We start from the raw sequence: 18001 nt of genomic DNA, 5'->3' as shown, positions 1-18001 counted from the left end.
GCCAACCATAACGACATGAACGATGACTTACAGCGCGATAGCTGATGTTACGATGGCGATCGTCGAACTGTTACAGAAACACGCAACGAAAGAGCCCTATCCGCTCGACCCAGCAGGGATCGAAGCGGTTTCTCCGGATGCAGTCGACGCGCTTTCTGGGCTCGAACTCGCGGTGTGTCCGTACCGAATAACAACGGACAACCGGAGCGGAACGGCAGCAAAGCAGATAACCGGGAATATGCGCACCGACCCACCGCTTACGCTTTCGGTGCGGTATCTTCTAGCCGCCTACAGCACTGACCAAGAGGAGTCACGAGCAGCAACTGGCGACGGACGATCCGGCCCCCTCGAGCGGGGAACCCGTCTGGGCGCTGCGCTACAGATCCTTCACGATAACTGTCAGATCGATCCGGCAGAATCGACGACACCCCTTTATCAGAGCGAGCCAGTAACGATAACGCTCGTCGACGAACCAGTAGATGAGATACTGTCGCTGTGGTCTCAATTTGATGGCACAACCTATCGTCCGACCGCTTCGATCGAGGTTACTCCGGTAGTCATCCAATCGTTGACCGAGGAAGAGTTCGTGCGTGTCGACGAACGGGAGACTCGTGTCGGCAAGAATACAGACTCCGACAAGCACGACGATACGACAGACCGGCTCGACATCCCCGATAATTCGTAGCCGTCCACGATTGATTCCTGTCCCGTGTTTGTGCCACTCAGTCTGGTAATCCCGAGATGGTTTCGAATCGCTGGTAGGTCAACTCGATCGACTCGAAGGCCATCCTGTTTTTCCCACCAACGAGGTCGGGCCCCTGCCATCGGGTCGGGTACGCGCCGGTAAACTCCCAGCCCCAGACGCTCTGTCCCTGAAAGTCCTCCTGAAGCGTGATGACCACGTCTTTTCGGGTTACGTTGCCGCTCATGACCGCTTGAACCCACTGCCAAAACGTCGCGTCCTCGGTCATCCCCCGTTCCATCACGAGGTTCGCGTGGGAAAACGTCCCCGGCAGCGAGTGGACGTGATCGTTCACGCCACCTTCTTGATACTGGACGGTTTCCAGTTGCATCGTGATTCCGGATATTTCCGAAAACCCGGCGACTCGCTCGCCATCGATCTGTACGTCGAAATTATACTGCGTGTATGGGTCGCTTTGATCCGTGTATGTCATCAGTAGTACGTGAAATCGAGGCTCGACGAGAGTGGGCTACAGATCCTCCAGGGCGTTCTGGAGGACGATGCCATCTCCCTCGTCCTCGAGGATGCTCCCTGACTGGCCGTGCTGGTTCTGGCGCTGCTGTGTCCGGGACGGCGCCTCGTTCATCCGCTCGTTGATCTCGCTGATTTCGTCACACCATCGATGCCGTTCCCAGTGGGGAAGCGCAAGCACCTCGTCGTGACTCCATCCGAAGTGATAGGCGACGAACGCGACCTCCTCGTAGAGCGTCTCGCGATCGTACAACTGGATCACTCGGTCGGATTTCCCTGGGCCAGCTCACCCATCTCCTCGTCTCCGTCGTCCGCGCTCCCCGTCACTGCGGTCGCTGTGTCTGTACCGTGGGTCACGGCCGCGCTCTCGTCCCCAGTGGTCGTGGCAGCCGGTGGGTCGAACTCCCAGTCGTCACCGGAGACGGTGGGTCTCCCGGAGGTGACGTCGACATCGAACTCGTGGGCACACTCCGGACAGCCGGTCGTGACCGCGTTGTGGCCACGGTTGTTGATCCGTTCGTACATCGCCTGCAGGTACTCGAGATCGGTCACGAACAGGTTCTCGATGACGGTTCGCTCGACCGTCTCGAGCGTCCCGAGTTCTGTGACGACTCTCGAGAGCAACGTAATCGTCAGATACGACTGATTCGACTGGACTTTCGGATCCTGGAGCGGTTTGATTTCGTCGGCTGCGGTCGCCAATCGCATCCGCCCCTCTTTGTGCAACGTCCCATCGTCGTCGACGTAGCCTCTGGGCAGGGTGAACTCGAACTCGGTCTGGAGTGTGTGATCGCTCATTCGTGGCCCGTGTACGTGACGGTGATACTGCTGCAGTGTGCGTGTGAGGAACCACTGTCGGTGTGGAGACACCCCTCACTGTCGATACGGCAGTTGCCGTTGTACCACGTGTGATCGAGGGCGTATCCGTGCCCGGACAGCGTCTGTTTCGTCATGCGTTCTTGCGCTCCATCTCCTCGAACTCGACGGTGTAGGTCTCGATGGCGAGGGCCTCGGCGCCGCCGCCAGCCTGTGCGTTCAGCGTCGGCGGTTCGTATTCTCGAATCCACGCTTCGGAGAACTCGTACCGGATCGCGTTATCGCCTGCCTGATCCATGATCACGACGGCGATGTCTTTCCGTGCCTCGTCCTCGTTGCCCTCTTGGACGGCCTGTAGCCAACCATTGATGGCATCGTTGTCTTCGTCGGCACCGCGAGCAAGGACGAGCGGCGAGTAGTGGACGTCGCCAAACATCTTGCGAGTGTGTTTCGCGTCGTCACCCTCGCGATAGTCGTACTCGTCGGTCTCTTGCTTGGGTAGTTTGACCTCGAGGAAACCGGGTACTTCGACGCCGTCGAGCTCAACCTTGAATTCCGTGCTTGGAAGGGGTCCGTGTTCTGCCATTGGTGTGTTGTATATTTAGTATCGGTGTGGGTAGTTTGGAACCTGTACAGTTAGGCGGTGCTGGTGTCCTGCGAGATTCGAAAGATGACGAACTCCGCAGGTTTGACCGGTGCGATACCGATCTCGACGATCAGGCGACCGTTGTCGATGTCGTCCTGGGTCATCGTCTCCTCGCCACAGCGAACGAAGAAGGCCTCGTCAGCTGTCGACCCCTGCAGACCGCCCTCGCGCCAGACCGTTTTCAGGAACTTCTCGGTAGACTGGCGAATGCGCGCCCACAGGTCCTCGTCGTTGGGCTCGAAGACGGCCCACTGCGTCCCTTCTTCGAGGGACTGTTCGATGTAGAGGAACAGACGACGGACGTTGATGTATTTCCACTCGGGATCGCTGGAACAGGTACGGGCACCCCAAACGCGGGTCCCTCGTCCCTGAAAGCTCCGGATGCAGTTGACACCCTTCGGGTTCAGGACATCCTGTTCGCCCTTGGTAATGTCACGTTGTAAGCCGACGATCCCCCGGAGCGGTTCGTTTGCTGGAGCCTTGTGAACGCCGTGATCGATGTCACTACGCGAGTAAATCCCGGCGATGTGGCCGCCTGGTGGGGCCAGCTTTTCGCGGTTCGTTACCGGATCCAGAACGTTGATCCAGGGATAGTAGTACGCCGCATACGAGGTATCGACTGGTGTCTCCATCTCGGAGACTGGCCCCGGGTTCTGCGGCGACTGGAGGATTGCAAATCTGTCACCCATATTCTCACAGTGGGCGACGATGGAATCCGTCAAACCCTGGACATCGTTCTCGTCGGGTACACAGACGATGGAGATGTCGTCGATCGCTTCGAACGCTGCGAGACCGGTTCGAAGCCCGGGTTTATCGACGCCCTCGTAATCGTTGAGTGTAACCTCGTCGTCGGTCTCGGACTCGAGTTCGGCTTCGGGCTCGACGTCGACCTGTGCTGGCGGTTCCGTAACGACCTCTATATCGACGTCCCGGTCGCCATCTCGAATTCGTTCGAGTTCGTCGGCGAATTCGTCGGACGATGGCTCCGCGTCGATATCGACGCGTTCGGCGATCGACTCCAGGTCCGCGTCGTTGAGTTCGTCCAGATCGTCCGGAATGTGCACCACGTCTTCACGGTCGGCTTCGACGACACCGCCGTCGGTACGGACTTCGTGGTCGTCTCTGCTCAACCAAACGAGCCCGTTTTTCGGTCGCCCGTCGTCGAGATACTCGACGTCGATCAGAACGGAACTCGTCAGTTGCTTTTCGTAGAACTGGTTGGAGACAGGATCGGCCGACAGCCCGTCGAATACCTCTTCGACAGCCGGCGAGGGTTCGGGACGGTCGTCGTCGGGATTCATCACTTCCGTTCGGTCACACGACCAGTACCGAACGACCATATCGAACTGGTCGGGGTGTTGCCCGTCTCGAACGATCACGGCGACGTTTTCGCCCCAGTCCCCTGGACCGTTCGCCTCGAGTTCGATGATGTCGTTCTTTTCGTCGTCGATCAACGTTCTCGTCGCAACGTCGTTGGGGTCGGCCGCAGTAACCCGGCCGACGTAACAACGGCTTCCACCGTTCTTGAAGAACCCGTTGACTGCGACGTCTAGATCCGACTCCGGGGGACTCGAGCCGTAGATGCGCTCGAACTCGTTGTAGCTCGTGATAAGCTGTGGTTCGATCGGTCCACGGACCGTCTGTCCCAGAAATCCTGCCGTACTAGTACTGACACCTTCGACAGATTTGCTTCCAGCACTTTCTTCTTCGACGTAAACACCGGGTGCTTGATACTCTGGCATTTATATCCTCTTCTATACGTGCTACGTTAAGTACTATATCTATTATATTAATATATTTTTCGATATTTACATGGAATATTCCGTTCAGATTTTCCATCATCTCGAGTAACGAACGTTGCTAGAATGTCCCGTGAATGCTACCTACGGGCCTTTTGGGGCGTCTGGTGCAGTCTCGTCCCCGGACGGACCGTAGGTCAGGCATCAGGGACGACATCGACGAGAATCTCGAGTGAGTCGACGGCTTCACAGACGCGGTCGTCGGCATCGATTACCTCGATCAGTTCGGCATCGGTTTCGAGCGTCGACTGCAGCTGCGAAACGGCTCGAAGATACCGTTCGAGAGAGGTTTCCGTGACGACGCCGTCGAGTTGTTCGCCGATCTCGATGAGATTTGGGAGCACCCCCGAAAGGCGTTGGATATACGCCTTTCGTACGTTCTCTCCGTCCGCGAGGTTGCTACCGGACAATCGAACGATCTCCCGAGCTAACCGACTGCTTTCCCCGTGATGGGCTTCGATACGATCGCCGAGATCGTCGAAAAACCTGGCACGGTTCTTGATCGTCTTTCGGAGCGTATACCGTGCAAACGTATTTCTCTCGCGTTCCAGCTCCTGTAGTGAGTCCTCGAGCGTCGAGAGTCGGTTTTCGATGTCCGCAACGTCTGGATTCGGGTCGGCCGGTTCGTGGACCGGTGTCTCGTGTGGGTTGTCCGTGTTCGCGAGGTGATTCACGAGCAAGTGAAAGAGCATCTCGTGATCGTACACGTATGGGCGTGCGCTCTCGTCGGTGATTTCGACCCACGAGCCATCGGCCGTCCGTTCGTAGCCGCCGAGATAGACGGCCGGATCGTCGACCGATTCCGGGTCGACTCTGTTCGTCTCGTGGTACCAGTTCGTTAGGTCTCGCGCGAACGAGTCGAGATCACCGTTTGACGGATCCACCGCCGATAGATCGAGAGCGTCGGGCACACACGATGTCTTGGGTGGTCGCTCCCGGTGCGTGAGTTCGAAGGTTTCGACGAGTCGGTTCGGGACGGCGTCCGCCTCGATTGCGCCGTCGGTATCCGGTACCGGGACGGTTTCGACCGGAACTTCGTCATACTCGATGAACAGATAGATTTCGTCCGACGACACCGCTGGCAGCGTCGTGGTCGTCGTCTGCTCGACGACGATCGGCCGTCCGCGTCCGTCGAGTGCGAATCCCGGCCTGATCGTGACCTCGAGTCCGTCCCCGACCGGTTCGAACGACTCGACCTCGAGTCCGGACACGACACCTGACCCCGTGACGTGGCGGTTGATCGTCTGTAGCCGGTCGCTGTGATACGAGCGGTCGATCTCCATAATCCGTGGGGTCATCAGTTTGCCCTTGAAGAAGCGATTTTTCGTAAATTGAGAGAGCTCGCCGTTTGTCCCTCCAACTTCCTGTGAGGATCCCGTCATATCTGTCTAGACTTCTCGTTCACGCTGCCTTCATTAAAGTATTGTGGAGGATGGATTAGTCACAGATAACGACGGTTTCTGCCTGTTCGACGGCCGCAACTTCTCGGTCAGTGCGCGCGAGACGCCCGGAACGTCGACCATGCTGACGTGTTCCGTCGCGTCGATTGTTCGACGATGTCGACGGCGGCATCCGCGAAGTTGCCGAACGTGTTGCGAGTGGGTTCCTTGGACAGGATACCCGTTTCTACGGGCCGATTGCGTGGCTCAGCGGCCGGTTCATGCTGTCGGACAGAACTCCGTGAAGCCGATCGTACTGTGGGTTGGTCACCGTCGGCGACGACCCCGAATACACGCTCGGCTTCGTATTGACTGCTGTCCGACAGTATCAGTTTCGCCTCGAACCCGAGGCCAATATTCAAGGTGTCCGACTGAAACTGTACTGATAGTATGAACGGGGCGTTCGCAGGCGAGGTGGACGGAACGTGAGCGAAGACCGGACGATCCTCGTCGGCGAGACCGAGGACGAGCGCGAGTTCTCCCTGCCGGTCGTCGAACTGTTGACCGGTCGCGGCTTCGTCACCGGGAAGTCAGGCTCGGGGAAGTCGAACACGGCCTCCGTGATCGCGGAGGAACTGCTCGAGTCGGGCTTTCCCCTGCTGATCGTCGACACCGACGGGGAGTACTACGGCCTGAAAGAGGAGTACGAGATGCTCCACGCCGGGGCCGACGAGGAGTGTGACATCCAGATCGGGCCCGAACACGCCGAGCAGATGGCGACGCTGGCCCTGGAAGAGAACGTCCCGATCATCCTGGACGTGTCGGGGTATCTCGACGAGGAGGTCGCCGACGAACTCCTGCGAGAGACCGCCCGTCAGCTGTTCGTCAAGGAGAAGAAACTCAAGAAACCCTTCCTGCTGGTCGTCGAGGAAGTCCACGAGTACATTCCGGAAGGTGGCGGCGTCGGCGAGACCGGCAAGCTCCTGATCAAGATCGGCAAACGCGGGCGCAAGCACGGCCTTGGCATTCTCGGTATCAGTCAGCGCCCGGCCGATGTCAAGAAGGACTTCATCACGCAGGCGAACTGGCTCGTCTGGCACCGCCTGACCTGGGACAACGACACCAACGTCGTCGGCCGGATCATCGACACCGAGTACACCGAACTCGTCTCCGATCTCGACGACGGCCAGGCGTTCGTCCAGACCGACTGGACCGAAGCGGACGTCCGCAAGATCCAGTTCCGGCGCAAACGAACGTTCGACGCCGGCGCGACACCCGGTCTCGACGACTTCGAACGTCCCGAACTCAAGTCCGTCTCGGACGCGCTCGTGGGGGACTTACAGGACATCTCTGAGCGGAAAGAGCGCGAACAGGACCGCATCCAGGAGCTCGAGAACGAACTCGAGAAGAAAGAAACACGGATCGAAACCCTGGAAGACGAACTCGAGTCCGCTCGGGACGTTTCGAATGCGGCCAAGCAGATGGCCGACGCGCTCAGCAATCCCGAGACGGTCCAGACCGAACTGCCCGACGGTAACGACGAGGAGCTCCGACGACTTCACCAGGAGGTCGTCGAACTCGAGCGCGAGTGTGAGGTGCTCGAAGACGACCTCGAAACCGCCGAAGCCGACCGCGAGGAGGCCATCGAAGACGCCGAGCGACTCGAGGCGATGCTCGAGTCCCGCACGGAGACGGTCGATCGGCTGCGGATGGAAAACGAGCGACTGCGTCGCCGGGTCAGCGAACTCGAGCGCGAGTACGGCGACGAGACCACGGCGAGCGAGTCCGACGCCGGCCCGGACGGGAGCGACACCGATGCGGACGGGCCTGACACCGACTCGAGCCAGGCTGCGGACGACCAAGCCGTTCAGGCGGCGGTCGGAAACGTCGAACCCGAAACCGATCCGATCGTCCAGGGCGACGGCGACGCGATCGAGTTCGGCTACACGAACGTCGACGACGGGGACGGACCGGCAGAGATCGTCGTCGCGAACGAGCGCCGGGAGTTCGTCGATGTCCTCGAGACGATCGGGGTGGTCCCAGCGGTCGAGGGGGCAAGCGGTCGCTCGCAGTGTACGTTCGAGACGGCGACTCGCGTGATCGCGACGATCGCTCGCGAGGGGCCACTCGAGACCGAATCGGTCGCGGATCGAGTCGACCGGTCAGCCGTCGCCGTCCAGGGGTTGCTCTCGGAGCTTCGAACCGAGTCGGTGCTCGACCGTCGTGAAAAACGGCGATACGTACTCGCCGAGGACGTTCGCTCCCGGCTGGATCTGGTCGGCTCGAGCGAACGCGACGGCGTCTCGACGCCCTCGAGTGAATGAACGGCGGCCACGCCGGACGCCTAGGGTTGCTGTACGGGTTAGCTGCACCCGCAGGACGGTGCGGTTGCACCGGCAACGGGTGAGACGACTCGTCTCAACACCGAAGCCGGTCGCCGACCGCCTCGATCGCGGCCGTGTCGACGTGCTGGTGAACCGGCAGCGTATAGATCTCTCGAGCGAGCGTCGTCGCCGTCGCGTAGGTCGGATCGTCGCGAACGGTCGATGGGAGTCGCGGCCAGCTTTTGACGCCCCCAACCCCACAGCGGCGAAGCTCGCTTCGAACCGCCTCGGCGTCCGTGACCCGGACCGGTGCGGCTTGGGGGCAGATCCCCGGCGGTAACGACTCGTAGACGAACTCGAGGTGGTCGTGGTCCTCGAGGATCCGTTGCCAGGCGCGGTAGTTTTCGCGGCGAGTGCTCCGGATGGGTTCGGGATCGGCGTCGTCGGCGATACGGGCGGCGAGTTTCGACATCGGCTTCTTGCCGGCCTCGTATCGTGCTGTTGGACTCCCGACGGCGGGAGTCTGCTGGCGACCCTCGAGGATCGCGTCGATCGACCGGCGAACGGGGCCGTGTTCGTCGAGGAGGTCGCCGACTATCGACGTCAGTACGAATCGATAGTCCGTCCCGTTCATGCTCTCGCTGATGCCGCTTGCAGTCGAGGGGTCGTAGCGCTCGCGGACGGACTCGTCGTTGAGATACAGCAAGGCACCGTTCGGAGTCGGCAACAGCTTCCAGAGACACGTGAGTCCGAGGTGGCCACGCGTCCCAAGTAGCGTGTCGCCGTCGACGCTCAGCGGGGCGTGGGCGTTGTCGTCGACGTGATAGCAGTCGTAGTCGGCGACGATCGACTGCAGTTCCGACAGTCCTGGCTGGGGAAAACCGAAGTAGTTGACCGAGAGCACGGCTGCCGTGTTCGCGTCGATGCGTCGCTCCAGATCCGCTACATCCGGCGCGAGTGACGGTTCGATAGCGTAGTGTCGTGGCTCGAGCCCGAGCTCTAAAAAGGGCTCGACGACCGCATCGGGGAGGTAGGCGGGGACGAGGACGTTCTGTCCCGCCTCGACGAGACCTGCGAGTCCGTCGCGGAGAGCGACCTTGCCGGAGCCGTAGCGAACGAACTCGCGAGCGTAGTCGTCGACGAACGATTCGATACCGGCCAGTCGCCTGGACGAGAGCGACGCCACGAACAGCGATGGTGTCCCACTGATCATGCGTACGGCACCCATCGATTGGTACCAGAGAGCAACCCACACATTGTGTACGGGACTCGTCGAACGGTCGCCTTAGTGATGGTGAGGATACGGCGGTTCCACCCGAGACAATCGGATCTTACAGTGCTCGGGGCGCCGACATCTCCGACTAGTCGTCCGGTATCTGGCATCGCCGACCATCAGTTCACCGACACTATCTTCTCGAGTGAGACGTGTGAAGTCCTGGCCTACAGGGCGAAAGTCTTCGAATAACAAAGCAGAGACGGACGGACCGTAGCCCATGGGAGATTCGACCGCAGTAGACGACATGCGTCTACTCGTCGTCGGGCTCGACGCTGGCTGTCGTCCCGTCCTCGAGCCGCTGTTCGAGTCGGGGGCGATTCCGACGCTCCAGCGCATCGTCGAGCAGGGGGTGGGCGGTCCGCTCGAGTCACAGATTCCGCCCTGGACGGCGAGTGCGTGGCCGTCGCTATACACCGGCAAGAACCCCGGGAAACACGGTGTGTACGACTTTCTCACGTTCGACGGCTACGAGTGGGACGTGGTGAATTCGACGCACGTCCAGGCACGACCGGTCTGGGAGTTACTCGACGATCACGGCTTCTCGAGCGTCGTCGTCAACGTCCCGGTTACGCACCCGCCCGGGGAGTTCGACGGCGCGTTGATTCCGGGGATGACCGCCCCGGAGAAGCCGGAGTGTCATCCCAGCGGGCTTCTCGAGGATGTCGAACGGACCTGCGGGGAGTACTGGGTTTACCCACAGAGTACGCCCGACCCCGATCGATCGATCGAGGGCTACGAACGAACGGTCGACTGTCGCGGCGAAGCGTTTCGGTATCTCTGTCGGCGCGTTCATCCCGATTTCGGCTTTCTCCAGTTCCAACAAACCGACAGCGTCTTTCACGAGCGACCCGGCGACGCCGACGCGATCGAGGCTGTCTACCGCGCGGTCGACCGGCAACTCGCCGAGACGCTCGCGGCGGTCGAGCCCGAGAATGTACTCGTCGTCAGCGACCACGGCATCGGGCAGGTATCTGGCCCCGAGTTCCGGATCAACGAGTTCCTCCGCGAACGGGGCGACGTCGCCCCACAGAGCGGCGGCGAGGGGATGCCCAACTGGTCGGCGGTCTGGGAGAGCGACCTGCTCGAGGGAACCGAAGCCGGTGAGCGCGATCCGAGTGCGCTCCAGCGGGCGATGAACGTCGCTGCCCGCGTCGGGATCACGACCCAGCGGGTCGCCGGCGCGCTCGATCGAGTCGGGCTCAAAGAACCCATCGGTCGTCGGGTGCCCAACGACATGATTCGGGCCGCCAGCGAGCAGGTGGACTTTCCGGACTCGCGGGCGTACCTGCGTTCGAAGAGCGAACTCGGCGTTCGGATCAACCTCGAGGGTCGGGAGCCCGAGGGGGTCGTCGCCCCCGAGAACTACGACGCGGTTCGGGACGATCTCATCGAGGCACTCGCGGCCGTTCGGACGCCCGCCGGCAAGCCGATGTTCGACGCCGTCGAGCCACGCGAGACCTACTTCGAGGGGCCATATCTCGAGGGGGCACCCGATATTGTGACGGTCCCGGCCGAGTTCGACACCGCCCTCAGCGCCGATCTCGGCGTCCCGCAGTTCGGTGAGCCGATGGAGTCGTGGAACCACAAACGGACTGGCGTACTCGCCGCGAGCGGTCCGGCGTTCGACGAGGACGTGTCGATCGAAGCCGCGAATCCGACGATTTTCGACGTCGCGCCGACGATCTGTGCGCTGTTCGACGTGCCGATCGATGCCGCGATGGACGGGCAGACGATACCGATCGTCGAGGACATCGGTACGGTCGAGTATCCAGACTACGAGTCCGAGCCGATCGCGGCGACCGACGACGGAACCGTCGAAGATCGACTTTCCGATCTGGGGTACCTATGAGCGTCGAGGTTCGCGTGCTCAATCCACGGACGGACGGTGACGAGTGGAACCGATACGTCGAACGGTCCGACGGGACGAATCCGTTCTATCGGGCCGAAGCGCTGCGGCTCCAGGCCGACGATACCGACACGAGACCGTACCTCTTGGCCGGCTTCAAGGGCCAGGAAGCCGTCGGACTCTTTCCCATCTTCGAGTTCACCAAAGGGCCGGTTACCGGTGCCTTCTCGCCGGCACCTCGCTCGTGGTCGCCCTATCTCGGTCCCGCCGTACTGAACGTCGACAAACTCAAACAACGGAAGGCCGATCGACGGATTAAACGCTTCCTCGAGGGCTGTCTCGAGTGGATCGACGAGGAGATCGAACCCCTTTACACCAAGTTCGTCGCCGCCGAGTTCGACGATGTCCGGCCGTTCGTCTGGAACGAGTATGACGTCGAGCCGGGCTACACCTACGTCGTCGACCTCGAGGGAACCGAAGACGAGCTTTTGGATCGCTTCAGTAGCGACGCGCGGAGTAACATCCGGAACGCCGACGAGGAGCGCTACGAGATCGTGGAGGGTGACGCCGCCGACGTCGATCGGATCGTCGAGCAGGTTGCCACCCGGTATGACAACCAGGATCGATCGTTTCACCTGAACGCCGGCTTCGCACGCGACGTCTACGAGTGCCTGCCCGACGGTGCGATTCGCCCGTACGTCTGTCGCGTCGACGGGACGTTCGTCGGTGGCATTCTGGTCGTCGAATCGGACCGCACGCGGTATCGCTGGCAGGGTGGCGTCAAACCCGACGCCGACGTCGATCTGGCGATCAACGACGTGCTCGACTGGCACGTCATGCGCGACGGCCTCGAGCTCGGTCACGACCGCTACGACATGGTCGGGGCCGGCGTGCCGAGCATCAACCGGTACAAGGCGAAGTTCAACCCCCGACTCGAGACCCACTTCGAGATCACCTCGGGGATGTTCGGTCTCGATCTGCTGGTCGATCAGTATCGGAAACTGCGCTGACGAGGCCGAGCGTCGCGGCGAACGGAGCTATTCCTCGATCCAGTAGTTCGACTGCCTGGCGTCGTCGAGACAGACGCGGCTAGTGAGCAATTCCTCCTCTTCGAGGGTCCTGATCGCGTAGCGAACGGTCCGTGCACAGAGTCGCGATTCGGCTGCGATTTCGGCCTGAGTCATCGGTCCCTCGTACTCGAGCACCTTGTAGACGAGCTTCGCGCTGGGAGAGAGTGCTGTAATCGCCTCGTTGTCGTCGATATTCGGGTGGTCCGTCGTACTCATATCGGTCGTGAGTCCGTGATGGCACTCGGGCATATATACGGCCACAACAGTTTAGAAATATAGGGAGGTGCTAACGGCAGTCGGAAACCCGTCTCCGCCGCTCGTACGGGCTGGCGTCCCGATGGACCGTCGCACCCACGGCCCGTCTGTGTTTCGCGACACTGACCGACAGCGGTCCGTCGCAGGGCGTCTATCGGTGCTGGGGGCGACTCATACGGATTGCTGTACCGATTTACCGGCGCAACCGCCGTCCGGGTCGCGGTTGCGCGGGCAACGACTTACAGTAAACCGTATCAGGGTCGCGATGGAAGGAGTCGTGGACGCCGACCACGGCCGGTCAGCCAAGCGACCGTGCGAGCGAGGGCGCGGTGGAGAGCCGAAGCCCGCTATCGGGCGTCTTTGGGGATGAAATCGGAGGTTTTCATCTCACGATACGTCGCGCAGTCGGGACAGGCGTGGACGACGTCACGATTGTCGCCGAAGACGCGGGCGAATTGGCGTGTCACTTGGGTGCCACAGTTGACACAGCGTGGGGCACTCGTGTGCTCTCGAGTCGTCATCGGCGTCCACTTCGTCTCGGATGAATCCGTCGACATCACCAGCCCGTTCCGACAGAACGGTATTTACTATAGAGTCCATAACGACTGTTGAATGCGTTAGTTTCGGCTTTCATCGACGAGGAGTCGGCGTCACAGACTGTCCTGCTATCGGACGTGTGACGGCCGTAACCGCGCGTAATTCGATATTACTCTCGAGAAATGGATCGTTTTCCTCTCCCCAGGAGGGGAACCACCGTCGGTATAGGGGAGCGCTGTGTGGAACTGGCGACCCGGTAGCCGCGACATAATTATCCGCCGGTCCGCTGTAGCTTGCGGTATGCAAGCAGTTGTGCTCGCGGCGGGCGAAGGAACGCGGATCCGACCGCTGTCCGCATCAGTGCCGAAACCGATGTTGCCGGTGGCCGACAGACCTCTCGTCGCCCACACTGTCGACGCGGCAATCGCCGCGGGTGCCGACGAAATCGTCCTCGTCGTCGGCTACGAGGCGACGACCGTCAGGGAGTACTTCGGCTCGAGCTATCGGGACGTGCCGGTCCGCTATGCTGTCCAGCACGAACAGGCTGGTACCGCCCACGCCGTCAACGTCGCCCGCGAGCACCTCGAGGGGCCGTTTGCGGTCCTCAACGGCGACAACCTGTACGATCCGGCGGCGATCGAACAGTTGTTCGACGCCTCGCCAGCCGTCTGTGCCGTCGAGGTGGACAACCCACGCCAGTACGGCGTCTTGCGCACCGACGACGGCACGATTAGCCACATCGTCGAAAAGCCCGACGAGCCGCCGACGAACCTCGCCAACGCCGGCGCCTACGCCTTCCCGGCGGCCGCCCGCGAGTGGCTCGACGTCGCCACGAGCGAACGCGGCGAACACGAGATCACGGATGTCATCGCACGTGTCATCGACGAGTACGCCGTCACGCCGGTGACGACCGATCGCTGGATGGACGTCGGACGGCCCTGGGAACTTCTCGAGGCCAACGAGTGGAAGCTCGGCGAGCTCGAGCGGCGGATCGACGGCGAGGTCAGCGACGCCGCCCATCTCGAGGGCGACGTGGTCGTCGAGGAGGGCGCGACGGTGAAACCGGGTGCGGTCGTCGAGGGACCGGTCTTGATCCGGTCGGGAGCGTCGGTCGGGCCCAACGCCTACGTCCGCGGGGCGACGTTGCTCGACGAGGACACCTCGGTCGGCAACGCCGTCGAGATCAAAAACAGCGTGCTCTCGTCGGGCGCGACGGTGAGCCATCTCTCCTACGTCGGCGATAGCGTCCTCGGTCGGAACGTCAACTTCGGTGCCGGGACGACCGTCGCGAACCTCCGTCACGACGACGGCGACGTTCGCCTGACGGTGAAGGGCCGACGGATCTCGACTGGGCGACGAAAATTCGGCGTCGTCGTCGGTGACGACGCCAAAACCGGCATCAACTCGAGTCTCACGCCGGGATTGACGCTGACTGCCGGTGCGACGACTAACCCGGGCGAGATCGTCGAGCGCGACCGGTGACGAGCCACGAGTGCATCGGTCTCGAGAGATACTGCCACTCGGGTTGCTCAACGGGACTCGATCGGGTTCCCGTAATCATCAGGTGTGGGGTTTATATGCCGTCGATAAGCAAATCGAAGTGGAGGGTGTCGATCGGTAACACGCTGTACTCGATCACCGCATTCCTCCGATCCGATTCCGACGTCGTCGAGTGTGGGTCCGAGTGATGGAGACGGCTGGACGTGGGGCTACGGGGGTGGCCTCTCGTCCTGCGGCTCCAGGCGGCCGGAGGATCGTCACCACCGCTGGCCGACGACTATGTCCGTCGGCTGGCGGCTACGTCCGAGGCCCCGTGACCCGTTCTCGATTCGTCATCTGACGCCTACTGTGAGCCGCGGATACGGACGAAAGAGAAACGTAGCAGTTACTCGACAGTGACGCTTTTCGCGAGATTGCGTGGCTTGTCGATCGGCCGATCGAGAAGGTTCGCTGCGTGGTAGGAAACGAGCTGGAGTTGCACGTTTGCAAGCAGTCCGGCCAGTTCCGATCGCGTGTCAGGAATCGACAGGTGATCCGTCGCGACCTCGACCGCTGGGTGGTCGTCCGGACAGATGGCGATAACCGGTGCGCCACGAGTTTGAGCCTCTTCGGCGTTTTTCAGCGTCTTTTCGTCTTCCTGTCCCGAAAAGATCGCAAAGACCGGTGTCTGGGGCGTGACCAGCGCCAACGGCCCGTGTTTGAGCTCGCCCGAGGCGAATCCTTCCGCATGTTCGTACGTAATCTCCTTGAACTTCAGTGCCCCCTCGAGCGCGACCGGGTAGCCCAGACCCCGCCCGATGAAGAAATACGACACGCAGTCTTCGTACTGTCGGGCGATCCGCTCGGCGTTGGACTCCTCGAGGACGCGTTCGATTTTGTCGGGAAGCCGGGAGAGGTCCGCAAGTAGTGACTCGAGGTCGACACTGGCTTCGCCGGTGAGGTCGGTGGAGATGCGCTGGGCGAGCAGCGTGAGCATGACGACCTGTGAAGAGAAGGTCTTGGTCGCGGCGACGCCGATTTCGGGGCCGGCCCGGATGAACAGCGCGTCGTCGGCTTCGCGCGCGGCGGTCGAGCCGACGACGTTCGTTACCGTCAGGGTCTCGGCACCCGCGGCGTCGGCCAGCCGGAGCGCCTGCAGCGTATCGGCCGTCTCGCCGCTTTGGGTGACCGCGACCACGAGCGTCTCGTCGTCGACCGGTGGGGCTGCGACGCTGTACTCGTTTGCAAGCACTGCTGTCGCCTGAATGCCGGCGTCCCGGAGGGCGAACGCGCCGTACAACGCGGCGTGATACGACGTGCCACAGGCGACGAGCTGGACGCTCCCGACGTCGGCGAACGCGCCATCGTCGAACGCCTCGAGGTCGATCCGGCCGGCCTGGGGGTCGATTCGACCTTCGATAGCCTGGGCCAGCGACGTCGGCTGTTCGGTGATCTCCTTTTTCATGAAGTGATCGTACTCGCCTTTGGCCGCCTGACCGGGGTCCCAGTCGACGGTTTCGTGATCCCGATCGACCAGATTCCCCTCGAGATCGGTGAACTCGACGCTGGTGTCGTCGACGATAACGACGTCACCGTCCTCTAAGAAGACGACGTTGTCCGTATACTCGAGAAAGGCGGGTACGTCGCTGGCGAGAAAGAACTCGTCGTCCTCGATGCCGACGACCAGCGGCGACCCGTTGCGGGCCGCATAGAGGACGTGTTCGTCGGCGATCATGGCGCTGACGGCGTAACTCCCCTCGAGATCGTCGATAGCGCGTCGAAATGCGCGCTCGCTCTCGAGGCCGTCGTCGAGGTAGTACTGGATGAGATGGGGGATGACCTCGGTATCGGTGTCGCTCGTAAATTCACAGCCGTTCGCGCGGAGCCATTCTCTGAGTTCGGCGTAGTTTTCGATGATCCCGTTGTGGACGACCGCGACATCCTCGGTTTCATCCGTGTGCGGGTGGGCGTTCTCGTCGGTCGGCGGGCCGTGTGTACTCCAGCGCGTGTGGCCGATGCCAACCGAGCCCTCGATCGAGACGCCGTCGATCGACGACTTCAGTTCGTCGACCTTTCCCGACCGCTTCTGAACGCTGATGCCGGAGCCGTTCTGGACGGCGACGCCGGCCGAGTCGTAGCCACGGTACTCGAGGTTTTCGAGGCCGGTCAGGAGCGTCTCGAGCGCGTCACCGTTCCCAACGTGGCCGATGATTCCACACATATCAATCACCAATCAAATGTTCCGCCTGCGGTCGTCGATCGACTCGCGTCGTGTCGGCCTGCGAGTCCAAGCGAGTCTCCGCTATCGAGTCGTCCTGACCCTCGAGACGGCGTCTCGAGCCGACGGATCGTCGTCCCACCGTGGAGAGATAATCGATGCGTGAGCATGGTTCGATTACAACCTACCCGAACTCATTACTATAGACGGGCTACTGACCCCTGTAACACCCCGGTAATTCTCAACTGAGCCGTCGAAACAATCGATCGGAACTGAGAGTGACGCCGACCGGGAGGTCGTTGCTCGCTCGCTGTTCGTTCAGTTCGGGCAGCTCCGATCGGCGGAATCTGTTCGATCGTCGGCTGAAAACCGCGTACAGTAATCAAACACCAACGATCCACTCGAGTACGCCGTCACGACTGTCTCGTATCCGTTGCGAAACGTCGAGTAGGCATCGGTAACGGCCAACCTTCGGGTCTCCGGGCTGTCCGGACCATTGCTCGAGATCACAGTGGCCGTGCCGTGGCGATTGCGGCGTTTATCACTGCCGGACCTGGTACAGGTCTCGGCCCGAACTGTGGAAGGCCCCAATTATACGCTGAACAGGCGCAATACCACGGTCTTCAGGCCGTGGATACGCGCCGTCACTTGGGGATCTATCCGCGTGATGAAGCCCAACCGAGATTTGAAAGCTAACGTTGAAGTCGGCAGGCGACACTCTGTTAGAGTAGGAATCAGGCAGGGAACGGAGCGATTCCCGCCCAGTCCTACGATGGCGGCCTGCCCGCCCCAAGCAACCAAGCAGTAATCGGAACCAGTTGATGACCATCGTACGCTCACAGCGTACGAGTGGAGTTGACTGCTGTACGCAGACTCAAAGTAACTCCGAGTCCGTTGACGCTGACTCGACCCTTGTTGGGCAAAAACAACCACGAGGGTCGGTGGATGCTGAGGATAGGAGTACCGGGGGCTTGGCACTCCCAGCAGTCCCACCCGCCACAGTCCGTGAACTCCACACGGATTCTCACCGCGTCGGGGTTCGGTGGAACTGCAAACCTGACTCGATGGAAACGCTGCTACTCCATGAGAACCTAATGTAAGCATGGGGCGCAAGAGACCGACGGAGTTTCGGTGCCATCGAGC

Annotated in this window: 15 protein-coding genes; 5 read left to right on the top strand and 10 right to left on the bottom strand. The window is 61.4% G+C overall.

What is annotated here, in order from left to right; all coding sequences use genetic code 11:
• Nucleotides 1-22 precede the first annotated feature (22 nt).
• On the top strand, nucleotides 23-685 hold the full coding sequence (locus D8Y22_RS10635; RefSeq protein ID WP_141464691.1) for a DUF4255 domain-containing protein: 663 nt from the start codon (nucleotides 23-25) through the stop codon (nucleotides 683-685).
• Nucleotides 686-722: 37 nt separating this feature from the next.
• Here the strand turns inward: D8Y22_RS10635 and D8Y22_RS10630 are convergent, their stop codons facing one another.
• The 6 genes from D8Y22_RS10630 to D8Y22_RS10605 all read right to left on the bottom strand — a co-directional run bounded on the left by D8Y22_RS10630 (nucleotide 723) and on the right by D8Y22_RS10605 (nucleotide 5856).
• Nucleotides 723-1175: a phage tail protein gene (locus D8Y22_RS10630; RefSeq protein ID WP_141464690.1), complete on the bottom strand. Its 453-nt coding sequence runs from the start codon at nucleotides 1173-1175 to the stop codon at nucleotides 723-725.
• A 36-nt stretch (nucleotides 1176-1211) separates the two neighbouring features.
• Nucleotides 1212-1475, bottom strand: a complete 264-nt coding sequence (locus tag D8Y22_RS10625) for a DUF6760 family protein (RefSeq protein ID WP_141464689.1) — start codon at nucleotides 1473-1475, stop codon at nucleotides 1212-1214.
• Nucleotides 1472-2011 carry a hypothetical protein gene (locus tag D8Y22_RS10620; RefSeq protein ID WP_141464688.1) on the bottom strand — a complete coding sequence of 180 codons (540 nt, stop codon included), beginning with the start codon at nucleotides 2009-2011 and terminating at the stop codon, nucleotides 1472-1474. Before D8Y22_RS10620 ends, D8Y22_RS10625 begins: the two co-directional genes overlap by 4 nt.
• Before the next feature lie 151 nt (nucleotides 2012-2162).
• Nucleotides 2163-2615 carry a phage tail protein gene (locus D8Y22_RS10615; RefSeq protein ID WP_141464687.1) on the bottom strand — a complete coding sequence of 151 codons (453 nt, stop codon included), beginning with the start codon at nucleotides 2613-2615 and terminating at the stop codon, nucleotides 2163-2165.
• A 50-nt stretch (nucleotides 2616-2665) separates the two neighbouring features.
• Nucleotides 2666-4417: a phage tail sheath family protein gene (locus tag D8Y22_RS10610; protein WP_141464686.1), complete on the bottom strand. Its 1752-nt coding sequence runs from the start codon at nucleotides 4415-4417 to the stop codon at nucleotides 2666-2668.
• Nucleotides 4418-4611: 194 nt separating this feature from the next.
• Nucleotides 4612-5856 (bottom strand): V-type ATPase 116kDa subunit family protein, encoded by a 1245-nt coding sequence (locus D8Y22_RS10605; RefSeq protein WP_141464685.1) that lies wholly within the window; start codon nucleotides 5854-5856, stop codon nucleotides 4612-4614.
• Between the two features lie 482 nt (nucleotides 5857-6338).
• Here D8Y22_RS10605 and D8Y22_RS10600 point away from each other — a divergent pair, with 482 nt between their 5' ends.
• Nucleotides 6339-8177 carry an ATP-binding protein gene (locus D8Y22_RS10600; protein ID WP_141464684.1) on the top strand — a complete coding sequence of 613 codons (1839 nt, stop codon included), beginning with the start codon at nucleotides 6339-6341 and terminating at the stop codon, nucleotides 8175-8177.
• A gap of 94 nt (nucleotides 8178-8271) precedes the next feature.
• On the opposite strand, the gene D8Y22_RS10595 is transcribed toward D8Y22_RS10600, so the two are convergent.
• Entirely contained in the window at nucleotides 8272-9390 is a 1119-nt protein-coding gene (locus tag D8Y22_RS10595) for a DegT/DnrJ/EryC1/StrS family aminotransferase (protein WP_141464683.1), read from the bottom strand.
• Between the two features lie 280 nt (nucleotides 9391-9670).
• Here D8Y22_RS10595 and D8Y22_RS10590 point away from each other — a divergent pair, with 280 nt between their 5' ends.
• Complete coding sequence (locus tag D8Y22_RS10590; protein ID WP_141464682.1) at nucleotides 9671-11302, top strand: alkaline phosphatase family protein; 1632 nt, start codon at nucleotides 9671-9673, stop codon at nucleotides 11300-11302.
• Nucleotides 11299-12309, top strand: a complete 1011-nt coding sequence (locus D8Y22_RS10585; RefSeq protein WP_141464681.1) for a lipid II:glycine glycyltransferase FemX — start codon at nucleotides 11299-11301, stop codon at nucleotides 12307-12309. The genes D8Y22_RS10590 and D8Y22_RS10585 overlap by 4 nt, the downstream gene beginning before the upstream one ends.
• A 27-nt stretch (nucleotides 12310-12336) precedes the next feature.
• Here the strand turns inward: D8Y22_RS10585 and D8Y22_RS10580 are convergent, their stop codons facing one another.
• Both D8Y22_RS10580 and D8Y22_RS10570 read right to left on the bottom strand, forming a co-directional pair.
• Nucleotides 12337-12585, bottom strand: coding sequence for a MarR family transcriptional regulator (locus tag D8Y22_RS10580; RefSeq protein ID WP_246084402.1), 249 nt, complete (start codon nucleotides 12583-12585; stop codon nucleotides 12337-12339).
• A 386-nt stretch (nucleotides 12586-12971) separates the two neighbouring features.
• Nucleotides 12972-13181 (bottom strand): DUF7563 family protein, encoded by a 210-nt coding sequence (locus tag D8Y22_RS10570; RefSeq protein WP_141464679.1) that lies wholly within the window; start codon nucleotides 13179-13181, stop codon nucleotides 12972-12974.
• A gap of 280 nt (nucleotides 13182-13461) precedes the next feature.
• Here D8Y22_RS10570 and glmU point away from each other — a divergent pair, with 280 nt between their 5' ends.
• On the top strand, nucleotides 13462-14643 hold the full coding sequence (glmU, locus tag D8Y22_RS10565; protein WP_141464678.1) for a bifunctional sugar-1-phosphate nucleotidylyltransferase/acetyltransferase: 1182 nt from the start codon (nucleotides 13462-13464) through the stop codon (nucleotides 14641-14643).
• 403 nt (nucleotides 14644-15046) lie between these two features.
• Here glmU and glmS read toward each other — a convergent pair whose 3' ends face one another.
• A complete protein-coding gene (gene glmS, locus D8Y22_RS10560) occupies nucleotides 15047-16861 on the bottom strand; it encodes a glutamine--fructose-6-phosphate transaminase (isomerizing) (protein ID WP_141464677.1) in 1815 nt (604 codons plus the stop codon).
• Between the last annotated feature and the right edge of the window lie 1140 nt (nucleotides 16862-18001).

Origin of the sequence: Salinadaptatus halalkaliphilus (assembly GCF_006543045.1) — an archaeon.
In the GTDB taxonomy this organism is placed as follows: Archaea; Halobacteriota; Halobacteria; order Halobacteriales; family Natrialbaceae; genus Salinadaptatus; species Salinadaptatus halalkaliphilus.
The sequence above is the reverse complement of the archived record's forward strand: the minus strand, read 5'-3'. Positions and strand labels throughout refer to the sequence as shown.

Excerpts from the sequence above, each read along its gene's own strand:
- D8Y22_RS10635 (WP_141464691.1), top strand. The coding sequence starts at position 23 with ATGACTTACAGCGCGATAGCTGATGTTACGATGGCGATCGTCGAACTG.
- D8Y22_RS10630 (WP_141464690.1), bottom strand. The coding sequence starts at position 1,175 with ATGACATACACGGATCAAAGCGACCCATACACGCAGTATAATTTCGAC.
- D8Y22_RS10620 (WP_141464688.1), bottom strand. The coding sequence starts at position 2,011 with ATGAGCGATCACACACTCCAGACCGAGTTCGAGTTCACCCTGCCCAGA.
- D8Y22_RS10615 (WP_141464687.1), bottom strand. The coding sequence starts at position 2,615 with ATGGCAGAACACGGACCCCTTCCAAGCACGGAATTCAAGGTTGAGCTC.
- D8Y22_RS10610 (WP_141464686.1), bottom strand. The coding sequence starts at position 4,417 with ATGCCAGAGTATCAAGCACCCGGTGTTTACGTCGAAGAAGAAAGTGCT.
- D8Y22_RS10605 (WP_141464685.1), bottom strand. The coding sequence starts at position 5,856 with ATGACGGGATCCTCACAGGAAGTTGGAGGGACAAACGGCGAGCTCTCT.
- D8Y22_RS10595 (WP_141464683.1), bottom strand. The coding sequence starts at position 9,390 with ATGATCAGTGGGACACCATCGCTGTTCGTGGCGTCGCTCTCGTCCAGG.
- D8Y22_RS10590 (WP_141464682.1), top strand. The coding sequence starts at position 9,671 with ATGGGAGATTCGACCGCAGTAGACGACATGCGTCTACTCGTCGTCGGG.
- D8Y22_RS10585 (WP_141464681.1), top strand. The coding sequence starts at position 11,299 with ATGAGCGTCGAGGTTCGCGTGCTCAATCCACGGACGGACGGTGACGAG.
- D8Y22_RS10580 (WP_246084402.1), bottom strand. The coding sequence starts at position 12,585 with ATGAGTACGACGGACCACCCGAATATCGACGACAACGAGGCGATTACA.
- D8Y22_RS10570 (WP_141464679.1), bottom strand. The coding sequence starts at position 13,181 with ATGTCGACGGATTCATCCGAGACGAAGTGGACGCCGATGACGACTCGA.
- glmU (WP_141464678.1), top strand. The coding sequence starts at position 13,462 with ATGCAAGCAGTTGTGCTCGCGGCGGGCGAAGGAACGCGGATCCGACCG.
- glmS (WP_141464677.1), bottom strand. The coding sequence starts at position 16,861 with ATGTGTGGAATCATCGGCCACGTTGGGAACGGTGACGCGCTCGAGACG.